This is a genomic window from Parasedimentitalea psychrophila, from assembly GCF_030285785.1.
Classification (GTDB): domain Bacteria; phylum Pseudomonadota; class Alphaproteobacteria; order Rhodobacterales; family Rhodobacteraceae; genus Parasedimentitalea; species Parasedimentitalea psychrophila.
This window is the reverse complement of record NZ_CP127247.1, coordinates 3,189,267-3,212,398: the sequence shown is the minus strand read 5'-3', so window position 1 is coordinate 3,212,398 and position 23,132 is coordinate 3,189,267. Positions and strand designations below refer to the sequence as shown.

22 protein-coding genes are annotated in these 23,132 nt (G+C 60.2%); 14 read left to right on the top strand and 8 right to left on the bottom strand.

What is annotated here, in order from left to right:
* The first annotated feature begins 41 nt into the window (after window positions 1–41).
* A complete protein-coding gene (locus QPJ95_RS15660) occupies window positions 42–1,223 on the top strand; it encodes a cytochrome P450 (RefSeq protein ID WP_270917054.1) in 1,182 nt (393 codons plus the stop codon).
* Between the two features lie 278 nt (window positions 1,224–1,501).
* On the opposite strand, the gene QPJ95_RS15655 is transcribed toward QPJ95_RS15660, so the two are convergent.
* On the bottom strand, window positions 1,502–1,969 hold the full coding sequence (locus tag QPJ95_RS15655) for an Lrp/AsnC family transcriptional regulator (protein WP_270917053.1): 468 nt from the start codon (window positions 1,967–1,969) through the stop codon (window positions 1,502–1,504).
* 158 nt (window positions 1,970–2,127) lie between these two features.
* Between QPJ95_RS15655 and cobA the strand changes: the two genes are divergently transcribed.
* From cobA to infC, 7 genes are all read left to right on the top strand, one after another.
* Window positions 2,128–2,946 carry a uroporphyrinogen-III C-methyltransferase gene (cobA, locus tag QPJ95_RS15650; RefSeq protein WP_270917052.1) on the top strand — a complete coding sequence of 273 codons (819 nt, stop codon included), beginning with the start codon at window positions 2,128–2,130 and terminating at the stop codon, window positions 2,944–2,946.
* On the top strand, window positions 2,946–3,254 hold the full coding sequence (locus QPJ95_RS15645) for a DUF2849 domain-containing protein (RefSeq protein ID WP_270917051.1): 309 nt from the start codon (window positions 2,946–2,948) through the stop codon (window positions 3,252–3,254). Before cobA ends, QPJ95_RS15645 begins: the two co-directional genes overlap by 1 nt.
* Window positions 3,247–4,914, top strand: coding sequence for a nitrite/sulfite reductase (locus tag QPJ95_RS15640; RefSeq protein WP_270917050.1), 1,668 nt, complete (start codon window positions 3,247–3,249; stop codon window positions 4,912–4,914). The genes QPJ95_RS15645 and QPJ95_RS15640 overlap by 8 nt, the downstream gene beginning before the upstream one ends.
* 4 nt (window positions 4,915–4,918) lie before the next feature.
* On the top strand, window positions 4,919–5,710 hold the full coding sequence (locus tag QPJ95_RS15635; protein WP_270917049.1) for a phosphoadenylyl-sulfate reductase: 792 nt from the start codon (window positions 4,919–4,921) through the stop codon (window positions 5,708–5,710).
* Entirely contained in the window at window positions 5,707–6,114 is a 408-nt protein-coding gene (locus tag QPJ95_RS15630) for a DUF934 domain-containing protein (RefSeq protein ID WP_270917048.1), read from the top strand. The genes QPJ95_RS15635 and QPJ95_RS15630 overlap by 4 nt, the downstream gene beginning before the upstream one ends.
* A 139-nt stretch (window positions 6,115–6,253) precedes the next feature.
* Window positions 6,254–7,117, top strand: a complete 864-nt coding sequence (locus QPJ95_RS15625; protein WP_270917047.1) for a ferredoxin--NADP reductase — start codon at window positions 6,254–6,256, stop codon at window positions 7,115–7,117.
* A 145-nt stretch (window positions 7,118–7,262) separates the two neighbouring features.
* Window positions 7,263–7,883, top strand: coding sequence for a translation initiation factor IF-3 (infC, locus tag QPJ95_RS15620; RefSeq protein WP_270917046.1), 621 nt, complete (start codon window positions 7,263–7,265; stop codon window positions 7,881–7,883).
* A gap of 212 nt (window positions 7,884–8,095) precedes the next feature.
* On the opposite strand, the gene QPJ95_RS15615 is transcribed toward infC, so the two are convergent.
* The 7 genes from QPJ95_RS15615 to QPJ95_RS15585 all read right to left on the bottom strand — a co-directional run bounded on the left by QPJ95_RS15615 (window position 8,096) and on the right by QPJ95_RS15585 (window position 16,540).
* Complete coding sequence (locus QPJ95_RS15615) at window positions 8,096–8,881, bottom strand: FAD binding domain-containing protein (RefSeq protein ID WP_270917045.1); 786 nt, start codon at window positions 8,879–8,881, stop codon at window positions 8,096–8,098.
* A 109-nt stretch (window positions 8,882–8,990) separates the two neighbouring features.
* On the bottom strand, window positions 8,991–11,354 hold the full coding sequence (locus tag QPJ95_RS15610; protein WP_270917044.1) for a xanthine dehydrogenase family protein molybdopterin-binding subunit: 2,364 nt from the start codon (window positions 11,352–11,354) through the stop codon (window positions 8,991–8,993).
* Window positions 11,355–11,496: 142 nt separating this feature from the next.
* Entirely contained in the window at window positions 11,497–11,982 is a 486-nt protein-coding gene (locus QPJ95_RS15605; RefSeq protein WP_270917043.1) for a (2Fe-2S)-binding protein, read from the bottom strand.
* 196 nt (window positions 11,983–12,178) lie between these two features.
* Window positions 12,179–13,177, bottom strand: a complete 999-nt coding sequence (locus QPJ95_RS15600) for a molybdopterin-binding protein (RefSeq protein WP_270917042.1) — start codon at window positions 13,175–13,177, stop codon at window positions 12,179–12,181.
* Entirely contained in the window at window positions 13,174–14,169 is a 996-nt protein-coding gene (locus tag QPJ95_RS15595) for an XdhC family protein (protein ID WP_270917041.1), read from the bottom strand. The genes QPJ95_RS15600 and QPJ95_RS15595 overlap by 4 nt, the downstream gene beginning before the upstream one ends.
* Before the next feature lie 133 nt (window positions 14,170–14,302).
* Window positions 14,303–15,550 (bottom strand): vWA domain-containing protein, encoded by a 1,248-nt coding sequence (locus QPJ95_RS15590; protein WP_270917040.1) that lies wholly within the window; start codon window positions 15,548–15,550, stop codon window positions 14,303–14,305.
* Between the two features lie 81 nt (window positions 15,551–15,631).
* Window positions 15,632–16,540, bottom strand: coding sequence for an AAA family ATPase (locus QPJ95_RS15585; RefSeq protein ID WP_270917039.1), 909 nt, complete (start codon window positions 16,538–16,540; stop codon window positions 15,632–15,634).
* Between the two features lie 195 nt (window positions 16,541–16,735).
* On the opposite strand from QPJ95_RS15585, the gene QPJ95_RS15580 reads away from it, so the two are divergent.
* From QPJ95_RS15580 to QPJ95_RS15555, 6 genes are all read left to right on the top strand, one after another.
* Window positions 16,736–17,797, top strand: coding sequence for a glycosyltransferase family 2 protein (locus tag QPJ95_RS15580; RefSeq protein ID WP_270917038.1), 1,062 nt, complete (start codon window positions 16,736–16,738; stop codon window positions 17,795–17,797).
* A 104-nt stretch (window positions 17,798–17,901) separates the two neighbouring features.
* Window positions 17,902–18,858, top strand: coding sequence for a phosphoadenosine phosphosulfate reductase (locus tag QPJ95_RS15575; RefSeq protein WP_270917037.1), 957 nt, complete (start codon window positions 17,902–17,904; stop codon window positions 18,856–18,858).
* A gap of 63 nt (window positions 18,859–18,921) precedes the next feature.
* Window positions 18,922–19,962: a dihydroorotase gene (pyrC, locus tag QPJ95_RS15570; protein WP_270917036.1), complete on the top strand. Its 1,041-nt coding sequence runs from the start codon at window positions 18,922–18,924 to the stop codon at window positions 19,960–19,962.
* A gap of 75 nt (window positions 19,963–20,037) precedes the next feature.
* Entirely contained in the window at window positions 20,038–20,718 is a 681-nt protein-coding gene (locus QPJ95_RS15565; protein ID WP_270917035.1) for an orotate phosphoribosyltransferase, read from the top strand.
* A 255-nt stretch (window positions 20,719–20,973) separates the two neighbouring features.
* On the top strand, window positions 20,974–22,500 hold the full coding sequence (locus tag QPJ95_RS15560) for a replicative DNA helicase (protein WP_270917034.1): 1,527 nt from the start codon (window positions 20,974–20,976) through the stop codon (window positions 22,498–22,500).
* 116 nt (window positions 22,501–22,616) lie between these two features.
* Window positions 22,617–23,066 (top strand): nuclear transport factor 2 family protein, encoded by a 450-nt coding sequence (locus tag QPJ95_RS15555; RefSeq protein ID WP_270917033.1) that lies wholly within the window; start codon window positions 22,617–22,619, stop codon window positions 23,064–23,066.
* Window positions 23,067–23,132 lie beyond the last annotated feature (66 nt).

Sequence of the window (23,132 nt, the reverse complement as noted above, 5' to 3'; positions counted from 1 at the left end):
CTCTCCTTGCATTGACCAGCCGGCTTCGCGATTGTGCCGCCATGATACCAATTATCCAATCCCCCACCGACCCGAATTTTGTGCAAAACCCCTATCCGTTTTACGCAGAAAACCGCGCCAAGGCCCCGCTGCAGGTCTGGAGCGATTACAACATGCCCGCCGCCTTTAGCCACGCCGCAGTTGCGGCCCTGCTGCGCGACCGCCGCTTTGGCCGCGAGATCCCGGCGGAACTGGCCACCCCGGGCCCGGCCCATCTGGCGCCGTTCCTGCTGACCGAGGCACATTCGCTGCTCGACGCCGAGCCGCCACGCCACACCCGGCTGCGCAAACTGATTCTGCGGGCCTTTACCTCACGGGCGATAAATGCGCTCAGCGATGACATGGAAACTCTGTGTCACCAGCTTATCGACGATTTTCCCGACGCGCCGTTTGACCTGCTAGAGGCCTATTGCACTCAGGTGCCGCTGATCACCATCTGCCGCCTTCTGGGGGTCCCGGTGGATATGGCCCCCAAGCTGTTACGCTGGTCGCATGACATTGTTGCGATGTATCAGGCCAGCCGCACAACGGACACAGAACACCGCGCCGCCGCCTCTGCAGCCGAGTTCACCAGCTTTCTGCACAGCTATATTGATCAACGCCGCTCGGACCCGCGCGATGATCTGATCACCCGGCTGATCACCGCAGAAGAGGACGGCGAGAGCCTCAGCACCGATGAGCTGATCGGCACCTGCATCCTGCTGCTCAATGCCGGCCACGAAGCCACCGTGCACAGTCTGGGCAATGGGTTGAAAACGATGCTGCAACAGGGCTGGGATGCCAGCTGTCTGGCCCCCAATGGCATCGACCGGCTAGTCGAAGAGATGCTGCGCTATGACCCGCCGCTGCATATGTTTACCCGCTATGCCTATGAAACGGTCGAGCTGTTCGGCCACACCTTCCAACGCGGTGACCAGGTGGCGCTGCTGCTTGGTGCGGCCAACCGCGACCCCGAGGCCTTTGCCGATCCGGACCGGTTTGACCCAACCCGCGAGATCAAAACCAACACCGCCTTTGGCGGCGGCCTGCATTTTTGCGTTGGCGCACCGCTGGCCCGACTGGAAATGAAGATCGCCCTGCCAATCCTGTTTGATCGTTGCCCCAATCTGAAACTGGCGGCGGAACCGGACTACAGCAACAGCTACCATTTCCACGGGCTGACCCGCCTGATGGTCACCACTTAAGTCTGCCTACCTATGTCTTGCCTGGGTCAAGGATGGCCGCAGGCCACCGCGAGACCACCGCAGGCCACCACGTCTGGGCGCGGGCGCAGCTCCTTTCCGCGGGCAAGACACAGCAGACTGAACACAGGCGCATTCAGGGCAAACCTGCCCCTGAACAGCGTCTCAGCAAATCCATCCAGCTTTCAGCACAGCACTATCCCCAAGACAAAAACGTCACCTCACCACCTGCTGAATAAGAGCGCGCGGAAGCGCTCCTTTTGGTCACCGGCGCAGGTCGGTCACTCGTCCAATGGCAACATCGTCGTCGATTTGATCTCCTCCATCGACAGCAGCGCCGTCACGTTGTGCACCCGCACCTCGGATATCAGCGCCTGATAAAACGTGTCATAGGCCCGCGCGTTTTTAACCCGCACCTTCAGGATATAGTCGATATCCCCCGCCAAACGATGCGCCTCCTGCACTTCGGGGCGGTCCCGCAGCGCCTGCAAGAATTTTGCCTGCCAGTCCGCCTCATGCTCCGAGGTGCGGATCAAGACAAAGAAACAAGCCTCGAACCCCAGCGCCTCGGCGTCCAGTACCACGGTCTGCTGACCAATCACCCCGGATTCGCGCAATTTGCGGATGCGATTCCACACCGGCGTCTTGGAACTGCCCACATTTCGGGCAATTTCATCCAGTGATTGACTGGCATCGCGCTGCAGCTCTGCCAGAATTTTCCGATCAGTCGCGTCGATCCGTATCGTCATTCTCGAATTCCCCATGCAACAGAACCATTCCCTCAATTGAACGCCAATATCGGAACAGAGATCCTTATTCATCCCAACATATAGCAATGATGCGGGAATATTTCCTATATCTAACATCAAGTCAAACGCAACAAATCGAGGCCGCCATGCGCCACCAGATGCCCCAGCCCACCGCCGCGCCGACCCTCGCGGGACGGATGTGCATGCAGTCCGGTCAGGTGGTCTTTGCCGGATCAGGCCCCGGCGACCCCGATCTGCTCACCCTGAAAGCCCTGGCAGCCCTGCAACAAGCAGAGGTTATTCTGTTCGATCGCCTGGTCAGCCCCGAGATTCTGGAGCTGGCCGGCCCGCAGGCCATTCTGGAGAATGTCGGCAAAGAAGGCTTTGGCGCTCAGGTCAGCCAGCAACACATCTGCAACCGGCTGATCACCCATGCTCAGGCCGGCAAACGGGTGCTGCGCCTGAAATCCGGTGATGCCACCCTGTTTGGTCGCCTCGACGAAGAGCTTTCGGCCTGTGATGCAGCTGGCGTCCGCTACCAGATTGTCCCCGGCATCACCGCCGCCTCGGCAGCGGTGGCCGGTATCGGTCAGAGCCTGACCCAGCGCGGCCGCAATTCTTCGGTTCGCTATCTGACCGGCCATGACACCCAGGGTTTTGCCGACCACGACTGGCAGGCGCTGGCCCGCCCCGGCGAGGTCGCCGCCATTTACATGGGCAAGAAATCCGCACGCTTTGTGCAGGGGCGGCTGCTGATGCACGGCGCCAACCCGGCAACCGCCGTCACCGTGGTCGAGAACGCCTCCCGTACCAATCAACGTGTTCTGGAAACCACTCTGGGCCAATTGCCCGCCGATTTGGCCGAGGCCCGCTTTGACGGCCCGGCCCTGACCTTCCTGGGACTGGCCCCACGCGCCAGCCTCACCGCCCTGCCCGACCTACCGGTGCAAACAGACCTGAAAATGGAGCTCGCATAATGGCCCGTATCTTTACCGCCAAAGTGGTCACCGCCAACGCCCTGATTGAGGGCGACGTGATCTACCTGACCGCCGATGACCAATGGAGCCGCGATCTGACCCAGGGTGAACTGATCACCGACGAGGCCCACGCCCAGCTCCGCCTGCTCAAGGCCCAATCGCAGGTCGCCACCATCGTTGGCGCCTATCTGGCCGACGTCAAACCGGGCGACAACGGTCCCGAACCCACCCATTTCCGCGAGGACTTCCGCCGCACCGGCCCCTCAAACTATGCCCACGGCAAACAGGAGGCTGAGGCCAATGTATAAGTACAACGATTTTGACACCGCCTTTGTGACTGAGCGCAACGCCCAGTTCCGCGCCCAGGTCGCGCGCCGCATCGACGGCTCGCTCACCGAGGACGAGTTCAAGCCGCTGCGCCTGATGAACGGGCTCTACCTGCAGCTGCACGCCTACATGCTGCGCGTGGCGGTGCCATACGGCTCGCTGAATTCTGCCCAGATGACCCAATTGGCGCTGCTGGCTGAAAAATGGGACAAGGGCTACGGCCACTTCACCACCCGCCAGAACATCCAGTTCAACTGGCCCAAACTCAGCGACGTGCCGGATATGCTGGACGCCCTGGCCGAGGTCGGCATGCACGCGATCCAGACCTCGGGCAACACCATCCGTAACGTGACCTCGGATCATTTCGCCGGCGCCGCCGCGGATGAGATCGAAGACCCACGTCCAGTGGCCGAACTGATCCGCCAATGGTCCACCGATCACCCTGAATTCCAGTTCATGGGCCGCAAGTTCAAAATCGCCGTTGGCGCCGCCGCCGAGGATCGCGCGGTGCTGAAAGCCCATGATCTGGCGGTGCGCATCGTGCAAAACCCCGCAGGCGAGACCGGCTACCAGATCCTGATCGGCGGCGGCTTGGGCCGCACTCCGATGATCGGCCAGGTGATCAACGATTTCCTGCCCCGCGCCGACCTGCTGCCCTATATCGAATCCGTGGTCTCGGTGTGGAACCAGATTGGCCGCCGCGACAACAAGTATAAGGCCCGCATCAAGATCACCGTGCACGAGCACGGCATCGACGATATCCGCGCCCGCGTCAAAGCCCGCTTTGCGCTGATCCGCCCCAGCTTTACTGGCGCCGACCAGGAACTTCTGTCCGAGATCAAGGCGCATTTCGCCGCCCCGAACTTCCGCTCCGGCTCAACCGCAGCCTACGGCGCCGCCTATAACGCCGATCCGGTGTTCCGCGCCTGGGCCGACACAAACCTGGCCGAGCACCGCAACGAGGCCCACGCCATTGTCACCATCTCGATCAAGAAACACGGCGCCACCCCGGGGGATGCCAGTGCGGATCAAATGCGCGCCATGGCCGACCTGGCCGCCGAATATGGCTATGATGAACTGCGCATCAGCCACCAGCAGAACGTGATCCTGCCGCATGTCCATAAATCAGACCTGCCCGCGCTCCATGCCAGGCTCAAGCAACATGATCTGGCGACCGCCAATATCGGGTTGATCTCGGATATCATCGCCTGCCCCGGCATGGATTACTGCGCCCTGGCCACCGCCCGCGCCATTCCGGTTGCCCAGCAGATCGCCACGCGGTTTGACGCGCTGAAGCTGGAACATGACATCGGTCATTTGCAGATCAAGATCTCGGGCTGCATCAATGCCTGCGGCCACCACCACATTGCCCATATCGGCATTTTGGGACTGGACCGCGCCGGCGTTGAAAACTACCAGATCACCCTGGGCGGCGATGCCACCTGGACCGCCAATATTGGCGAACGCGCCGGCCCGGGCTTTGCCTATGACGAAATCGTGCCTGCGGTTGAGCGCATCGTAGAAGCCTACCTCGATCTGCGCAGCAATGCCGAGGAAACCTTCCTGGAGACCTACCGCCGGGTTGGCCTGTCGCCGTTCAAATCAGCACTTTACCCCGAAGCCCAGAAAAAGGTCGCCTGATCCCATGCTTCATCTGGCTGAAAATATCCCGGGGGCCCGGGGGCCGGCCCCCGGCGAGCGCGAGTTGACACAAAAGGTGGCGGCGCTGAATGCCCGCTACCGGCACCACTCGGCGACCGCAGTGATGCAGGGGGCGCTGCAGGAGGCGGGCCATGTCGCCCTGGTCTCCAGCTTTGGTGCCGAATCCGTGGTGCTGCTGCATATGGCTGCGGTGATCGACCCGATGACTCCGGTTATCTTCGTCGACACCCAACTGTTGTTCACCGAAACCCTGGTCTACCAAACCGAGGTGACTGAGCGGCTCGGCCTGCGCAATCTCCACATCATCCGCGCCGACGACATCAATGAGAAAGACCCCCACGGCGCCCTGCGCTTCAACAGCACCGACGCCTGCTGCGCCCTGCGCAAAACCGCGCCGCTGCAAAAAGCGCTCAGTGGCTACGATGGCTGGATCACCGGCCGCAAACGCTTCCAAGCGGGCAGCCGCGCGGCGATGGACTTCTTTGAAATCGAAAAGACCGCCGACGGCGCCACGGATCGCATCACCGGTCGCATCAAGATCAACCCGCTGGCCCATTGGGCGCCCGACGATGTGCGTACCTACATGGACGAAAACCGCCTGCCGCGCCATCCGCTGGTGGCCAAAGGCTACCCTTCGATCGGCTGTGCCCCCTGCACCTCGCCGGTGAAAGAAGGCGAAGATCCCCGCGCCGGACGCTGGCGTGACCAAACCAAAGAAGAATGCGGCATCCACGTGGTGGATGGGCAATTTATTCGCACAGGAGCAAATACATGACTGTGATCGTGACCGATACGGGCTTTGGCCCCGACACCTGGACCGCCGGCTACCAAGGCGACACCGCACTCGACCTGACCTCGGATACCGATCCCGTGCAGCTGGTTGATCGGCTGGCCGCCCAGGTGCAGATGATCCGCATCGATTTTCCCAGCTTTGCGGACGGCCGCGGCTTTACCATTGCCCGCCAGTTGCGGCTGTCTGGCTACAAAGGCCACATCCGGGCCGCTGGCCATGTGATCGCCGACCAATATGCCATGGCCCGCCGGGCCGGCTTTGACGACGTTGAAATCAGCGACCAACTGGCGGCGCGTCAGCCCGAAGAGCAATGGCTGGCCCGCGCCAACTGGCAACAAAACGACTATCAATCCCGCATGCGTGGCGGCGGCCCCGCTGCCGCCTAGGATATCATTTGCATACTAACAATTGTGTTTTCGGCACATCACATCCTTCGCGTGTCGGAAACATGCAAAACAATTCCTTTCCCTGACCCATATCAACGACTAATCAGAGGTGTCGGCCATGGTGTCGGCAGTGCAACCGATGAACGAGATTCTCAAAGTGACCGATGCCGCCACCAATGCCGAGCCAGTAAAGGCCGTCCCCACCCTTCCCGATGCCCAGACCGTCACCGCGGTCAAGCACTGGACAGACAAGCTGTTTTCCTTCCGCGTCAGCCGCCCCTCGACGATGCGGTTCCGCTCGGGTGAATTTGTGATGATCGGCCTGATGGGCGACGTGAACCCCAAGACCGGCAAGCAAAAACCGCTGCTGCGCGCCTATTCCATCGCCTCTCCCAGCTGGGATGACGAGCTGGAGTTCTATTCGATCAAGGTGCAGGACGGACCGCTGACCTCGCGCCTGCAGCACATCCAGGTCGGCGACGAAATCATCCTGCGCCCCAAACCCGTCGGCACCCTGGTGCATGACGCGCTGATCCCCGGAAGGCGCATCTGGTTCTTTGCCACCGGCACCGGCTTTGCCCCCTTCGCCTCGCTGCTGCGCGACCCGCAGACCTTTGAGGACTACGACGAAATCATCATCACCCATACCTGCCGCACGGCGGGTGAGCTAACCTATGGTGCCGAGCTGATTGCGAACCTCAAAAAAGATGAGATGATGATCGAGCTACTGGGCGAAGAGAATCTCAACAAGATCCGCTATTACCCCACCACCACCCGTGAAGAGAGCCCCAAGATGGGCCGCATCACCGATCTGATGCGCTCGGGTGAGGTATTCAGCGATCTTGGAGTCGAGCCAATCAACCCCGACAGTGACCGTGCAATGGTTTGCGGCAACCTCGCCTTCAATCTCGAAATCAAGGATCTTCTCGAAGGTTACGGCCTGGAAGAAGGCGCAAATTCCAAGCCTGCTCAATACGTTGTGGAAAAAGCATTCCTCGACTAAACTCATCTGTCGCTGGGCCGTTCTGCCTTGAAACCCGGCCTGGCGACGACATCATCCTGTACCATAAATCGCCTTTATCGGCGACTTATTTAACGGCCCGTTCACGCAAGACAAGCCATTCAAGGATTTCCTTGCAAGATCGCATTTGCACCTTGAAACACACGCGGGTCGGGTCTACGTTGCAGCCTCAAAATCTAGTAATTACGCAAGGACTGAACCGATAGCCCGCAGACCCCATAATGCGCCGCCGCAACGTGACACCGGCCCGCGCGTCAACGAAAAAATCCGTGATTCCGAAATCCGCCTGATTGGCGCCGATGGCGAGAACGCTGGTGTGGTTCACCCGGCCAAAGCCATGCTTATGGCGCAAGAGGCCGGATTGGATCTGGTTGAAATTTCGCCGAATGCCAAACCGCCCGTGTGTAAGATCATGGATTTTGGCAAGTTCAAATATGAACAGCAAAAGCGGGAAAGCGAAGCGCGTAAAAAGCAAAAGATCATCGAGATCAAAGAGGTCAAATTCCGACCCAACACTGATGTCCATGATTACAGCGTCAAAATGCGCAACGTGTACAAATTCCTCGAAAACGGCGACAAGGTCAAAGTGACCCTGCGGTTCCGTGGCCGCGAAATGGCCCACCAGAACCTGGGCCGTGAGTTGCTGGAACGGGTTGCCGCAGACATCAAAGATCACGGCAAAGTCGAAAACATGCCCAAGATGGAAGGCCGCCAGATGATTATGCTGATCGGCCCTCTGCCCAGATAAGCACCCGCTGGAGATCTGCTCCAGCCGCTTCAGGCAAATGAATAACAAGGAGCGGCCCGGTGCCGCTCCTTTTGCGTTTCAGGGACTGGACGACCAGAGCCATCGCCCTTACGGCCCGATCAGCTGAAGCCAGCCCCATCGATGGCATCGGGTCCGAAATGAAAAAAGGCCCCGCCAGTCTGGCGAGGCCTCAGGATGTCATTGCCCAGCGTTCAGACTGCCGCCGCCACCGCCCGCTTGGTCATCACAGCAACCAGATGGGCCCGGTACTCCTTGCTCCCATGCAGATCTGCGATCATGTTTGCCGGATCAACAGTCAAGCCAGCCAGGGCATCTGCACTGAACGAAGCGTTCAACGCCGCCTCAGCCGCCCCCCAGCGGAACACCCCCGACTCAGAGGCGCCGGTCACCGCCACCCGCACCCCATTGGCGTATTTGGCCACAAAGACCCCCACCAGCGCAAAGCGCGAAGCGGGCTGAACGAACTTCTGATACTGCGCCACTTCGGGAATGGGAAACTTCACACCGGTGATGATCTCGCCCTCGTTCAGGGCGGTCTCAAACAGCCCCTGAAAGAAATCATCCGCAGCAATCTCACGGGTATTGGTGGTAATCACCGCAGCCGAGCCCAGCGCCGCCGCCGGGTAATCCGCAGAAGGGTCATTATTGGCCAGAGACCCACCAATGGTGCCCCGGTTGCGCACCGCCGGATCACCAATATGACTGGCCAGATCTGCCAGCGCCGGATAGGCCCCGGCCTCTGCAGCAACTGTGGCATGACTCGTTGCTGCCCCAACCGAAACAGCCCCATCCACCACCTCAACACCCTGTATCTCGACAATACCGCCAAGGCTGACCAATTTGGATGGCATCGCCAACCGCTGTTTCATCGTTGGGATCAGCGTCTGTCCGCCCGCCAATACCTGCGCGTCCTCCACCGCCAATGCCGCCACGGCGTCAGCAACTGTCGAAGGCGCCTCATACTCGAAATTATACATTTCGTCCTTCCTTCCCAAAGATCAAAGGGGCTACTCCCCTGTTCATCTGGCTAAAAATATCCCGGGGGTCCGGGGGGCTGGCCCCCCGGCGCGCTGCGGCCCCTCCGGCTCAACTGTTCATCGCGGCCCAGACCCGACCCGGGCTCAGGGGCATATCAATATGGGTGACATCCTTACCGGCAGACTGCAGCGCATCCACCACCGCATTCACCACCGCAGGCGGCGAGCCAATGGCCCCGGCCTCGCCGCAGCCCTTTACCCCAAGCGGGTTATGGGTACAGGGGGTCTGGCAGGAATGGTCCACCGTATAAAACGGCAGATCATCGGCCCTTGGCATCGCATAATCCATGAACGACGCACTCAACAGCTGACCGTCACTGTCATAGACACAGCCCTCCAGCAACGCCTGACCAATGCCCTGGCCAATGCCGCCATGCACCTGACCATCGACAATCATCGGATTGACGATATTGCCAAAATCATCCGCCGCCGAGAACCGCTCGATGCTCACTTTGCCAGTGTCAGGATCCACCTCAACCTCGCAGGCATAGGCCCCCGACGGGTAGGTAAAGTTGGAAGGATCATAAAACGCGGTCTCCTCCAGCCCCGGCTCGATATCTTCCAGCGGATAATTATGCGGCACATAAGCCGCCAGGGTCACATCGCCCCAGGCCACCGACTTGTCGGTCCCGGCGACAGAGAATTGGCCGTCCTTCAGCTCGATGTCAGCATCCGAGGCCTCCATCAGATGCGCCGCAATCTTCTTGGCCTTGGCGATGATCTTCTCGGTCGCCTTGACCATCGCCGAGCCGCCAACCGCCAGCGACCGCGAGCCATAGGTGCCCATGCCCATCGGCACTTTTGCCGTATCCCCATGGACGATTTCAATCATGCTCTCGTCGATGCCGATCATCTCGGCAATCACCTGCGGGAACGAGGTCTCATGGCCCTGACCATGGCTGTGGCTGCCGGTCATCACCACCAGACCACCAGTGGCATTGACTCGCACCGTGGCACTTTCATACAGCCCCGCCCGCGCGCCCAACTGGCCAACCAGACTGCTGGGCGCGATGCCACAGGCCTCGATATAGCAGTTGACGCCAAGCCCGCGGATCTTGCCTCTGGCCTCGCTTGCGGCGCGGCGTGCCGCAAATCCGGACAGGTCGGCAATCTCTTCCAGCTTGTCCATGGTGGCATGGTAATCGCCGGTGTCATATTCCACCGCCACTGGCGTGGCATAGGGAAATTCGGTGATAAAGTTCTGCCGCCGCAGCGCAATTGGATCAACCCCCAACTCTCGCGCCGCCTTGTCCACCACCCGCTCCAGCTGGAACGTCGCTTCGGGGCGCCCAGCGCCGCGGTAAGCATCCACCGGCACGGTGTTGGTGAACACCGCCTTAACGTTCACATAGACCAGCGGAGTCTTGTAATTGCCCGCCATCAGGATGCCATGCAGCCAGGTCGGTACGGCCGGCGCAAAGGTCGACAGATAGGCCCCCATATTGGCGTAGGTATCGGTGCGCACTGCGGTAAAGTTGTTATCCGCGTCCAGCGCCAATTCGATCTTGGTCACATGGTCGCGGCCATGGGCATCGGACATGAAGGCCTCAGACCGCGACGAGGTCCATTTGACCGCGCGATTACAGGCCTTGGCCGCAAAAGTGCAAAACGCCTCTTCCGCATAGTGGAAGATCTTGGTGCCAAAGCCACCGCCAACATCAGGCGCCACAACACGCAGCTTATGCTCAGGGATGCCCAGTACAAAGGCGCCCATCAGCAGCCGGATCACATGCGGGTTTTGGCTGGTGGTGTAGAGGGTGCTGTCATCACTGGAACGGTCATACTCGCCAATCGCCACCCGGGGTTCCATCGGATTGGCGATCAACCGATTGTTGATCAACTCCAGAGTGGTGACATGCGCCGCGTCTTGAAACGCCTGCTCCACCGCCTCGCGGTTTTCCTCAACAAATCCCCAGTCAAAACAAAGGTTCGAGGTCAGATCATCGTGAACTTTAACCGATCCATCGGCCACAGCGGCCTTCATATCAATGACAGCGGGCAGCTCTTCGATATCCAGCTCAATCGCCTCGGCGGCATCGCGGGCCTGCTCGGGGCTATCCGCAACCACCGCAGCAATCGCTTCACCAACATGGCGCACTTTGCCCTCGGCCAAGATCGGATGCTTGGGTTCTTGCATCACCTCGCCATGGCGATCAGTGATCTGCCAGCCGCAGGGCACACCGCCGACGGCCTCGAAATCAGCCGCAGTGAAAATCCTCACAACACCGGGCATTGCCTCGGCTGCAGTGGTATCAATGCCGTTGATTTTACCGTGGGCCAGATCAGAGCGCAGAAAATGCACATAGGCCTGGCCATGGGCGTTGATGTCATCAGTATAATTGCCGTTCCCGGTCAGGAACCTAACGTCTTCGCGCCGCTTTGGGCTGGCGCCAATGCCACTATCCTTAGGCATGTTTTATATCCTCTCCCTGAATGGTGCGTGCAAGCACACACCCTACACCAACAGCTGACCTTTGGGGCTACCCCCAAGCCATGCGCCCTGTGTAGGGTGCGTGTTCATCACGCACCTTGAGCCGTTGATCGTCGCTGTGCCGTCATTCCGCCGCGAGAGCCGAAACGTCCTGCCCACTGGCTGCCATGATCGATTTGACGATATTGTGGTAGCCGGTGCAGCGGCACAGATTGCCTTCCAGATACGCCCGGATTTCCTGTTCCGAGGGCTTTGGGTTGTCCTTCAATAGCGCCGCTGCGGACATCACCATGCCCGGCGTGCAAAACCCGCACTGCAGGCCATGATGCTCTCGAAATGCCGCCTGAATGGTATTGAGCGTGCCATCTTCAGCCGCCTGACCTTCGATGGTTGCCACCTCGGCCCCCTCAGCTTCCAGCGCCAGCATGGTACAGCTTTTCACTGCCTTGCCATCCACATGCACCACACAGGCACCACATTGGCTGGTATCACATCCGACGTGTGTCCCCGTGAGGCCAAGCTCCTCGCGCAGAAATGAGACCAGGAGCGTACGCCCTTCGACCTCTGCACTGGCAGCTTTGCCGTTCACGGTCATTGAGACCTTCGCCATGAACCCCTCCCTTAGCTATTTATATTGGCTACAGAGAGTTAAACACGAGATCGGACATCTGCGAAGTGATTTGAACACTCAAAAGTTCTCCCACAGGATGAACTTCGCCATCAAATCAAACTAATCCATTGAAATTTATGTATTTTCAAAACTTCCGCCATAGACTAAAGTAGGAGGTTCCCCGCCGAATGGCGGATCAGCCTTCACTGCGGCGCGGCATTGGCCGGGTGGGGATTTCCTTCAGCAAGCCACCAACGCCCATAGCAGCAATATCGCCACTGCTCACGTTAATGCCGCAGATCACCCGCTCCAGCACCCAATCGGCACCATTCAAAGCCGGAGACCGCGCGCAGCCCGGCAGGCCGACAACAGGACTGTCGCCCAAAGTGCCCAGAAACAGCAGGTTGCCCGGATCAACCGGCATACCAAACCGGGTCACCTCTCCTCCGGCCCTGCGCAGCGCCTGGGGTGCGACATCCAGTGGATCCGAGGTGGCCGACCCCGTGAGGATCAGCACCAGCTCTCCCGGTGCATCCGCTATCGCCCGCGCCAGTTCCGCCTCGCTATGTGGCACCACCACGCGCGGGCTCAGCTCCAACCCCATGCGATCCAGCCGCCCAGCCATTGCAGCGCGGCCCTTTTCTGACGGCGTATCAGCGCTAACCCGTGTCTCGATCAATGTCGCTGATCCATAAGCCGGAGCTGATACCTCTAGCGCGCCACCGGCCCCTGCCCCGGCACACAGCAATGCGGTCTGAGGCACGGCGTAGGAGATGATTTTGATGGTGGCAATCATGCCCCCTGCATCAACCCTATGCCAGCCCGGCACAGTGGCAATCGAGATCATTGGATCCACTTCATTCACCGCCTTCAGCCGATCGGCATCCAGTTGGACAACGCCACAGGTTGCGGCGTATAAGTTCACCCGCCCAGCGCCTGCCCCCGAGATCCGCACCTGTTGAGCCTCTGGATCGGGAACAATCATACGGGCAAGCGCCAGTGCAGCTTCGTTCTCCTGCACATCCCCAGCTTCCAAACGCGCCACTGTGATCTCACCAAACCCAGCGGCCTTAAGATCCGTCAAATCCGTTGCGGTCAACTCGGTGCCCTTGGCAATTCTGCGCCCGCCAGCCTGCAACGAATGGGCCAGAATTGCCCCTGCGGCCTCGGTTAGCGGTACCTGGCCAAACTTCATTCTGCCTTGCCCCGCAGCACGGCAGTCATCTCACCCAGTATTGAGACCGCAATCTCTGCCGGTCCGGCAGCACCAATGTCCAGACCAATCGGTCCGTGAATACGACCGATCTGAGCCTCACTAAACCCCGCAGCCAGCATCCGCTCTACCCGTTTGGCATGGGTACGTTTTGACCCCAGCGCGCCAATATAGCAACACTCGGCAGCCAATGCAGCCTGCAAGGCCGGATCATCCAGTTTGGGATCATGTGTCAGCAGAACAAGCGCCGTGCGGGCATCCAGCCCCAGTTTCGCGACCGCTTCATCCGGCCAATCGTCCAGAATGACTTCGCCCGGAAACCGGTCGGTGGACGCAAAGGCCTCACGCGGATCAATCAACACAGGGTCATACCCCGCAATCCGCGCCATTGGGACCAAAGCCTGCGCAATATGCACCGCGCCGACGCAGATCAGTCGCAGCGGAGGGTTATACACTGCCACAAAGGTCTCGCCGTCCTCTTCCATCCCCGAGCGATCCCGTCGCATTCGGTCTGGGTAACCACTATGCAACAGCCGCCGCACGCCGCTTTCTATGTTCACCTCATAGGCCAGCGCCTGACGCCCTGCCCGAGCCGCCACCAGCTGCTGTAGCAAATCAAGCGGCATCGCTGATCCCACCGGCTCGACCAGAATCTGTATCGTACCGCCACAGGCCAGCCCAACCGCAAAGGCATCTTCATCGCTGACGCCATAGTCCAGCAACCGATGCTGACCATCCTGCAGCGCCTCTTGCGCCTCAAACACCACCGCAGCTTCGACGCAGCCGCCAGAGACCGAGCCCTGCATCCGGCCATCGCCACTGATCACCAGCATCGACCCCGCCCGCCGCGGCGCCGAGCCCCAGGTCTGCACCACCGTCGCCAACACCGCACCCAGCCCAGCGCTATGCCATTCCAGTGCGGTTTCCGGTGCGTTTTCCAGTGTGTTTTCAAAGTGATTGCTTATCTGGGTCATATCGTCCTCCGGCCCTCACTATGCCCCCATCCCTAGGCAACGTCTGCCCCCAAATGATCACAACCCACCCAGGCTGCAGAACACCCCGGGCCGGCGGTGGTCAAAATTGCCACCCTTAGGTGTCTGTTTCCAGCTACAGCTGCGCCATCAACCGCGCCTTTTCGCCGTGATCATCGGGGTTTGAAATCACCTCGGCCAGATCTTTGAGCGAGGCAATCGAATGGCCGGCGCGGAAACTGTCCACATGCGGCAGCATCGCCCGAATGCCCTGCGCCTTGGGGGCAAACCCCTGCCAGCGCAGCAGCGGGTTCAGCCAGATCAACCGGCGTGCGGAAAGCTGAAGTCGCTGCATTTCATGGGCAAGCGCTACGGGGTCGTCCCGGTCCAGCCCGTCAGTGATCAGCAGCACCACCGCGCCCTGCCCCATCACCCGACGGGACCAATCCCGATTAAAGTCGTGAAGGCATTGACCAATCCGGGTGCCGCCTTCCCAGTCCTGAGCCTCGGCCCCAGCCGCCGCCACCGCCGCGTCCACGTCTCGCTGAGCCAGATGCCGGGTGATATTTGTCAGCCGCGTGCCAAAGGTAAAGCCATGCACCCGCGCCCATCCGGCCCCCTGTGCGTTCGAGACCGCATGAAGAAAATGCAGGATGATGCGGCTATACTGGCTCATCGAACCGGAAATATCACAGATCACCACCAGATTTGGCCAGCGCAGGCGCCGCTTGGCCCGCGCCATGCTCTGGATCTCGCCGCCCTGCCGGGCCGCATCGCGCAGGGTCCGGCGCCAGTCGGGGCGCGGGCCACGCACGGCGGCCATCAGGCGGCGGCATTGCAGCGGCTGCACCGGCAGTGTCATCTGCGACAGGATCCGTTTGGCCTGGGCAACCTCATCCGTGCTCATCTGTTCAAAGTCGAGTGTCCGCAGCTTTTCCTCTGCCGACATCGTCAGGCTGGCATCAAATTCAATCTCCGTTCCCAGCTCGCCGTCAAAGGGGACCTGGTCCGCTTGGGTCCCGTGCAACAGCGCCTCGGCCGCCCGTTTCTCGCCCGGTCTGGCAGGTCTCTCGTCCTGAACACCGCGCACTGCGGGCATCAGCATCGCCATCATATGCTCCAGAAACTGCGGATCGCGCCAATACAGCCGGAACATCTGCGAGAAAACCACCCGGTGCTCGGGTTTGCTGACAAAACAGGCGTGCAGTACCCAATAGAAATCCAGCCGGGACGTGAAGCCTGCCGCCGCAACCGCCTGCACCGCATCCACAACCCGGCCCGGACCAATCGGCAGCCCCGCCTGGCGCAGAGCCCGGGCAAAATGGGTGATGTTCTGGGCCAGTTGCGGCGTCTCAGGCAGCTGGATCTGGGGCGTTTCAGGCATTCGCACAGGAAATCACACAGGAAGTCATACAGGCGGGGGCCAGCCCCCGCACCCCCGGGATATTTTCAGCCAGATGAAGGATCATGTCGGCTCCAGATCGGCCCTGGCCTGATCCAGAATCCGCTTGGCCTCGCTGCCCTGCAACCTGCTGATGTCATCCTGATATTTAAGGATCGCCCCCAGAGTATCGGCGATCACCTCGGGCGACAGATCAATTACATCCAGCGCCAGCAGGCAGTTGGCCCAGTCGATGGTTTCGGCAACTCCCGGTTTTTTGAACAGATCCTCGCGGCGCAGGGCCTGAACAAAACCCACCACTTCGCGACGCAGCCGGGCACTGATGTCGGGCGCCCGCGCCTGCAGAATTTCCACCTCGCGCTGGAAGTCAGGATAGTCCACCCAGTGATAGAGGCAGCGGCGCTTTAGCGCGTCATGCACCTCGCGGGTACGGTTTGAGGTCAGGATCACAATCGGCGGCTCGGCGGCCTGTATGGTGCCAAGCTCCGGAATTGTCACCTGAAAATCTGACAGGGCTTCGAGCAGGAATGCCTCGAAGGGTTCATCGGTGCGGTCCATCTCGTCGATCAGCAGCACCGGCGCGCCGTGTTGATCCGGGCGCATGGCCTGAAGCAGCGGCCGTTCGATCAGAAACTCATCCGAGAACAGCTCTGCCTGCAGCGCGCCGCGATCTGCAGCACCGGTGGCCTCGGCGGTGCGGATCGCAATCATCTGGGCCGGGAAATTCCACTCATAGACTGCCGAAGAGGCATCCAGCCCCTCATAGCATTGCAAGCGGATCAGACGGCGGTTCAGCCCGGCAGCCAGCGCCTTGGCAATCTCGGTCTTGCCAACGCCAGCCTCGCCTTCCAAAAACAACGGCCGTCCAAGTTTCAGCGCCAGAAACACCACCACGGCCAGCGCCCGGCCGCAGACGTAGCCCTGCCCGGTCAATAGCGCCTGAACCTGTTCGATGGTGTCTGGTTTCTGCATCTGCTGCCTCCTGTTGCCGCCAAACAGGCCACGCACCGGCGCTGTGGTCAAGCCCGCAGTGGCGGCACTTTGGTCTAATACGCAACACTTTGCATGTGTTGCCTGCACCGCCTCGGCCAGAGTTGACGCCAGAGTTGACGCCAGCCGGTCCGCAATGCGATGCCCTATGCAACACCCCCAGCCAGAAGAAGATCCATGCGTTATCTTGCCATTGTCACCCTGCGCAACGAGGGAGCCTTTCTGTTGGAATGGCTGGCCCATCACCGGGCTGTGGGGTTCACTGATTTCCTGGTGTTTTCAAACAATTGCCAGGATGGAACCGATGACATTCTGGACCAGTTGCAGGCGGCGGGTCAGGTCACCCATGTCCGCAACGATGGGCCATATGACAAGCGTGGCATTCAGTTCACCGCGATGAAGACAGCCGACAGTCACCCGCTGATCCAGCAGGCAGATTGGATCCTGACGCTGGACATCGATGAGTTTGTCAACATCCACACCGGCGACGGCACCCTGGCCGGCCTGCTAGAGGCCCTGCCGCAGGCCGATGCGGTGACCCTGACCTGGCGGCTGTTTGGCAATGCGGATCAGGTTCGCTACCACGACCAGCCGGTGACCGCGCAATTCACCCGCTGCGCGCCCGAGGTGATTCACTGGCCCTGGCGGGCGGCCATGTTCAAAACGCTTTATCGCAACAATGGCAGCTACCGCAAAACCGGCGTCCACCGTCCACGCAATGCCAATGCCAACCGTCTGGGCGACTTTCGCTGGTTCGACTGCGAAGGCCGCGAACTGGGCCCCGAAATCAGGACTCAAAGGCTGTTTTCAACCTTTGGGCGGCCCAATTTCAAGCTGGCCCAGCTGAATCACTATGCGCTTGGTGCGATGGAGAGCTATGTGCTCAAGGCTGACCGCGGCCGCGTCAACCGCTCGGACCTGCCATTGGGCATGGATTATTGGGTGGAGCGTAACTTCAACACGGCCACGGATACCTCCATCGCTCGGTACCAACGCGACACGGCGGCTTTTCTCGGTGACATCAAATCAGACAGCGGTTTGGCAGACCGGCATGATGAGGCCGTGAAATGGCGCCATGATCGTTTTTGCTCGCTGATGGAGGATGACCGTTTTCGCAGCCTGTTCAGCCGCTTGCTAATGACGCCCCCATCTCGGTTGATCAATGCCACCACCGCCCGGACCCTGACCGCGTTTGCCCGGCTTGGGCACCAGGCCAAAGGCGATGACCCGTCAAAATAGTCGAAAATCTGGCACGAATTCTTCCCAATTTGGCCGCATTTTACACCTAGAGGTAAAGGCTTATAACTGGCCCGCAACGTGGCTGGGCTGTGAGGATTGCATCAATGCAGGACGGACTGGAAAATCTGGACGAAAGCCTGGCTGGGTTGACACCAAAGCAGTGGCGGCAACGCATGGCCGCACTGGCCGAGCAACACGGCATGTATCAGTCATTGGGCGACCGGCATTTTGCGACATTCATAGATCAGGACAACACTTTGCTGGTCACATTTGAGACCGTTCAGGGCATCCAGAGCCTCTCCGAACAGGCGCAACCGCTTGGCTTTGACCTGGTCAAGAACCAAGGCTGGTCGCATCTATGCCTGATCTCTGACGGCGACACTTGGTTCCGCAACAACCGGGTTTACGGGTTCTTTGATCAGCTGATTGACGATGGCTTTTTTGAAGAATTCGACAAGGTTGTTTTTTATGGCGCCGGTCCCTGCGGATATGCAGCCGCTGCCTTTTCTGTCGCCGCCCCCGGCGCCACGGTTGTTGCAATCCAGCCCCAGGCCACCCTGGATCCGCAAATGACCGAGTGGGACGACCGGTTTGTCGAAATGCGCCGGACCTCTTTCACCGACCGGTACGGCTATGCGCCGGACATGCTTGATGCCGCCGATCAGGCCTTTATTCTGTATGACCCGCGTGAACAGCTGGATGCCATGCATGCGGCCCTGTTCAGCCGATCCAATGTGACCCGCCTGCGGCTGCCAAATATGGGCAATACGCTGCAGACTCGGCTCGTCGAGATGGAAGTTCTGTATCAGATCATATCCCTGGCCGGGGCGGGAAAACTAACGACAGTCCGGTTCTGGCAACACTATCGGGCACGGCGCAACAATTTGGGCTACCTGCGCCGGCTGGTCGGTCGGCTGAGCCAACCGGACCGCCCCTACCTGACCGCCGTCTTGTGTCGCAATGTGGCCCAACGCCTGCGCGCACCGCGGTTTCGACGCCGCTATCGGGAATTGGAGAAACTGGCGGAAGCCGGTGAATTCACCATGCCTCCCAAACGCTGAGATTTCAGCCCCGCGACCGCTGTCCCACTTCCCCTTGAGAGGGAGCTGTGTTAGGGCGGCGACATGATCCAGAGCCTCACCATTGCCCGCCCCGACGACTGGCACCTGCACCTGCGCGACGGCGCCATGCTGACTGCCGTTCTGCCCGAAACAGCCCGCCATTTTGCCCGCGCAATCATCATGCCAAATCTGGTCCCCCCGGTGGTGACCGGGGCCCAGGCGGCCGCTTACCGCGACCGCATTCTGGCGGCACTGCCGGCCGGCCAGACGTTCGAGCCACTGATGACCCTCTATCTGACCGAAGACACCGACCCGGCAGATGTCGCAGCAGCCCATGCCAGCGGCTTGATCAAGGCGGTCAAACTGTATCCGGCGGGCGCCACCACCAATTCGGCCAGCGGCGTTGGCGATTTTGACAAGGTCCGCCCCGTGCTGGAAAAAATGGCTGAAATCGGCCTGCCGCTCTGTGTGCATGGCGAAGTCACCGATGCCGACATCGACATTTTCGACCGCGAGGCGGTGTTCATTGACCGGGTACTCGACCCGATCCGCAAATCCACTCCCGGGCTGCGCGTGGTGATGGAACATATCACCACCGCCGAGGGCGTCGACTACGTCAAATCCAACGACCATGATCTGGGTGCCACCATCACCACCCATCACCTGATCATCAACCGCAACCACATTCTGGTTGGCGGCATCAAGCCTCACTACTACTGCCTGCCGGTCGCCAAGCGCGAGATCCACCGGCTGGCCCTGCGCGCTGCCGCCACCTCTGGCGATGCCCGCTTCTTCCTCGGCACCGACTCGGCACCGCACACCGACCCCAACAAGGAAAGCGCCTGCGGCTGTGCCGGCTGCTTCACCGCCACCAACACCATGCCGCTGTTGGCACATGTCTTTGAACAGGACGGCGCGCTGGACAAACTAGAGGGTTTTGCATCGCGCAACGGGCCGACTTTCTATGGCTTGCCGGTAAACAACGAGACCCTCACGCTAACCAAACACGCCCAGCCCGCCAGCTTCCCGGCGAAGATCGACACTCCAGACGGCCCCGTCACCGTCTTTGATCCGGGCTATCCGGTTTACTGGACCGCGACGTAACGCTTCTTTTTGCCAGAAATACTCCCGCCGGAGGCTCCCGACCTGCCCCCCGGCGCCAAACCCGAGGATGATCCGATGATCCCCACATCATACCCGACCCGCGAAGAGATCGCCCGCCTGTCAGCCCGTATGCTGCTGGAAATCGGTGCGGTGGACTTTAACACCGACACCCCCTTCACTCTGGCATCGGGGCTGCCGTCGCCCAGCTATGTCGACTGCCGCAAACTGATCTCCTACCCGCGCATCCGCGCCACCCTGATGGATTTCATGACTGTCACCGTGATGCGCAACGCCGGGTTTGAGGCCTTCGACAATATCGCCGGTGGCGAAACTGCGGGCATTCCCTTTGCTGCACTGGTGGCAGAACGTATGGCGCTGCCAATGACCTATGTGCGCAAAAAGCCCAAAGGCTACGGTCGGAATGCCCGCATCGAAGGCGTGATGCGCGAAGGCGAACGGGTTCTGCTGGTCGAAGACATGACCACTGACGGCGGCTCAAAACTATCCTTTGTCGATGCCATTCGCGAAACCGGAGCCACCTGTGGCCATACGGCGGTGATCTTTTACTATGACATATTCCCCGAAACGATCCAAAAACTGGGCGATCACGGGGTTCAGTTGCATTATCTCTGCACCTGGTGGGACGTTCTGGCCGAGGCCCGCGCGCAACAGTCTTTCAGCATCGAAACACTGGACGAGGTCGAGACCTTCCTGAAAGCCCCCCGTGCCTGGCAGGACGCGCATAAATCCGCCTGAGCTCAAACTAGTCGGGGGCAGCCTCCCTGTGGATAACGCCCCCGACTCGCAAATCTGCCACAAAATCGCCTCAACAATTCGCGGTTGTTGAGTTTCCCCCCACATCATGTAGAGTTTCACAATTGGTCCACAAAACATCCACAGGGTTTTCCCCAGTGGCTGCGCAGTTATCCCCATAGGGCCCACAGAAAACATACATGTCGCATCCGACGGGCCTTCGGCCTACTGACTATAGCTCAGACCACGAGAGCACACATGAACGAACTGACCCCATTCGACGGCCATCAGCCGCCCGCCTTGATGCCCGATCAATTGCCCGCCAACGCCGAGACTGCGCCGGAAAGCCCGATGCCGCATTCGGTGGAGGCCGAACAGCAACTTCTGGGAGCGATTCTGACCAACAACGATGTCTTTGACCGCATTGCGTCGATCATCAGCGCTGAACATTTCTACGATCCGGTGCACGCCCGCATCTATGAAATTGCCGCGGCGCGGATCTCCAAGAACACGCTGGCCTCGCCGGTGACGCTCAAGGCCTTCATGGAGGAAGATGAGGGGCTCAAGGAACTGGGCGGCCCCGCCTATCTGGCCAAGCTGGCCGGCGCCTCGATCTCGGCTTTTGCGGTGCGCGACTATGCGCAGATGATCTATGATCTGGCGATCCGCCGCGAGCTGATCGGGCTGGGGCAGGATATTGCCGACAAGGCCCGTCGCGTCGATGTCGAGTCCGAACCCAGAGAGCAAATCGTCGAAGCCGAACAGTCGCTGTATAAACTGGCGGAACAAGGCCAGACCGAAAGCGGTTTCAAATCCTTCCTCAAAGCGGTGACCGAGGCGGTCAACGTCACCAACGCAGCCTATCAGCGTGGCGGCGGCATGGCCGGCATTTCCACCGGTCTGGTCGATCTGGACAAACAGCTGGGCGGCTTGCACCCATCGGATTTGCTGATCCTGGCGGGGCGTCCCTCGATGGGCAAAACCTCGCTGGCCACCAACATCGCCTATAACGTCGCCAAGGCCTATAAGCGCGGCATCCGGCCCGACGGCACCGAAGGTGCCATTGATGGCGGCGTGGTTGGCTTTTTCAGCCTCGAGATGAGCGCCGAACAGCTGGCGGGCCGTATTTTGGCCGAAGCCTCGGAAATCTCGTCACACAAGATCCGCCAAGGTGACATGACCGAGGCCGAGTTCCGCAAGTTCGTCGAGGCCGCCAAAACGCTGGAAAGCTGCCCGCTGTTCATTGATGACACGCCCGCCCTGCCGATCTCGCAATTGGCCGCCCGCGCCCGTCGCCTGAAACGCACCCACGGGCTGGATCTACTGGTGATCGACTACCTGCAGCTTTGCCGTGGTACAGCTGAAAACCGGGTCAACGAAATTGGTGAAATCTCCATGGGGATGAAGGCCATCGCCAAGGAATTGCAGATCCCGGTGATCGCCCTGTCGCAGCTGTCACGTCAGGTGGAAAACCGCGAAGACAAACGGCCACAACTGTCTGACCTTCGCGAATCCGGCTCGATCGAGCAGGATGCCGACGTGGTGATGTTTGTCTACCGCGAGGAATATTACAAAGAACGTGAAAAGCCCGGCGATCACGAGCTGGACAAGATGGAAGAGTGGAAAGAGGCGATGGAACGGCTGCATGCCCGTGCCGAAGTCATCGTTGGCAAACAGCGCCACGGCCCCATCGGCATTATTGATCTGTCGTTCGTGGCTGAGTTCACCCGCTTTGGCAACCTTGCCAAAACCTGGCAGAACGGTCCGCGCGAAGAGGAATACTGATCCCACGCCGTGCGCCTTGACCGCATCATGGTCAGGGCGCACGGCCTGGCAAAGACTTGACGCCAGCGAAAGACCCTGCACAACTGCGCCTATTGCACTCCAGGGGATTTCCAAAAATGAGCATTCACACCTTTATGGCCGCCTATAAGCGGGTCTGGGAAGCAAAAGACCCAGCCGGTTTTGCCGCCCTGTTCACCCCGGATGGCCGCTACCACAATACCCCGTTCCAAGTGCAATCCGGCCCTTCGGAGCTGGCCGCCTATTGGCAACGTATTCTGCTACAGGACGGTATTTCTCTGTCTTACAAGGTCTTGGGTGAATCCTCTGATGGCGGGGTCGCCCATTGGAATGTGACCTATCAGGTCACCAGCGAAGAGCTGTTTCAAATCTGGGCCGCCTCAACCGGCACCGGTTTGCCCGACCGCCGCCCTGGTGACCCTCTGCCCCGAATGGAGCTGGACGGAACCCTTGTTGCCGAGCTTGACGATCAGGGTCTGGCCACAACCGTGCGCATCTGGTGGCATTCAATGCCACAGCCCAACGAAGGGCCGCCAACGGGCACATGAATGCGCGACACACTGACCGGCAACTGTAGCCTGCAAACTGATTACCGCGACTATTCCCCCCTTGAC

Bases quoted from the DNA above. Each gene is read 5' to 3' on its own strand.
- QPJ95_RS15660 (WP_270917054.1), top strand. From the start codon at position 42: ATGATACCAATTATCCAATCCCCCACCGACCCGAATTTTGTGCAAAAC.
- QPJ95_RS15655 (WP_270917053.1), bottom strand. From the start codon at position 1,969: ATGACGATACGGATCGACGCGACTGATCGGAAAATTCTGGCAGAGCTG.
- cobA (WP_270917052.1), top strand. From the start codon at position 2,128: ATGCCCCAGCCCACCGCCGCGCCGACCCTCGCGGGACGGATGTGCATG.
- QPJ95_RS15645 (WP_270917051.1), top strand. From the start codon at position 2,946: ATGGCCCGTATCTTTACCGCCAAAGTGGTCACCGCCAACGCCCTGATT.
- QPJ95_RS15640 (WP_270917050.1), top strand. From the start codon at position 3,247: ATGTATAAGTACAACGATTTTGACACCGCCTTTGTGACTGAGCGCAAC.
- QPJ95_RS15635 (WP_270917049.1), top strand. From the start codon at position 4,919: ATGCTTCATCTGGCTGAAAATATCCCGGGGGCCCGGGGGCCGGCCCCC.
- QPJ95_RS15630 (WP_270917048.1), top strand. From the start codon at position 5,707: ATGACTGTGATCGTGACCGATACGGGCTTTGGCCCCGACACCTGGACC.
- QPJ95_RS15625 (WP_270917047.1), top strand. From the start codon at position 6,254: ATGAACGAGATTCTCAAAGTGACCGATGCCGCCACCAATGCCGAGCCA.
- QPJ95_RS15615 (WP_270917045.1), bottom strand. From the start codon at position 8,881: ATGTATAATTTCGAGTATGAGGCGCCTTCGACAGTTGCTGACGCCGTG.
- QPJ95_RS15610 (WP_270917044.1), bottom strand. From the start codon at position 11,354: ATGCCTAAGGATAGTGGCATTGGCGCCAGCCCAAAGCGGCGCGAAGAC.
- QPJ95_RS15605 (WP_270917043.1), bottom strand. From the start codon at position 11,982: ATGGCGAAGGTCTCAATGACCGTGAACGGCAAAGCTGCCAGTGCAGAG.
- QPJ95_RS15600 (WP_270917042.1), bottom strand. From the start codon at position 13,177: ATGAAGTTTGGCCAGGTACCGCTAACCGAGGCCGCAGGGGCAATTCTG.
- QPJ95_RS15595 (WP_270917041.1), bottom strand. From the start codon at position 14,169: ATGACCCAGATAAGCAATCACTTTGAAAACACACTGGAAAACGCACCG.
- QPJ95_RS15590 (WP_270917040.1), bottom strand. From the start codon at position 15,550: ATGCCTGAAACGCCCCAGATCCAGCTGCCTGAGACGCCGCAACTGGCC.
- QPJ95_RS15585 (WP_270917039.1), bottom strand. From the start codon at position 16,540: ATGCAGAAACCAGACACCATCGAACAGGTTCAGGCGCTATTGACCGGG.
- QPJ95_RS15580 (WP_270917038.1), top strand. From the start codon at position 16,736: ATGCGTTATCTTGCCATTGTCACCCTGCGCAACGAGGGAGCCTTTCTG.
- QPJ95_RS15575 (WP_270917037.1), top strand. From the start codon at position 17,902: ATGCAGGACGGACTGGAAAATCTGGACGAAAGCCTGGCTGGGTTGACA.
- pyrC (WP_270917036.1), top strand. From the start codon at position 18,922: ATGATCCAGAGCCTCACCATTGCCCGCCCCGACGACTGGCACCTGCAC.
- QPJ95_RS15565 (WP_270917035.1), top strand. From the start codon at position 20,038: ATGATCCCCACATCATACCCGACCCGCGAAGAGATCGCCCGCCTGTCA.
- QPJ95_RS15560 (WP_270917034.1), top strand. From the start codon at position 20,974: ATGAACGAACTGACCCCATTCGACGGCCATCAGCCGCCCGCCTTGATG.
- QPJ95_RS15555 (WP_270917033.1), top strand. From the start codon at position 22,617: ATGAGCATTCACACCTTTATGGCCGCCTATAAGCGGGTCTGGGAAGCA.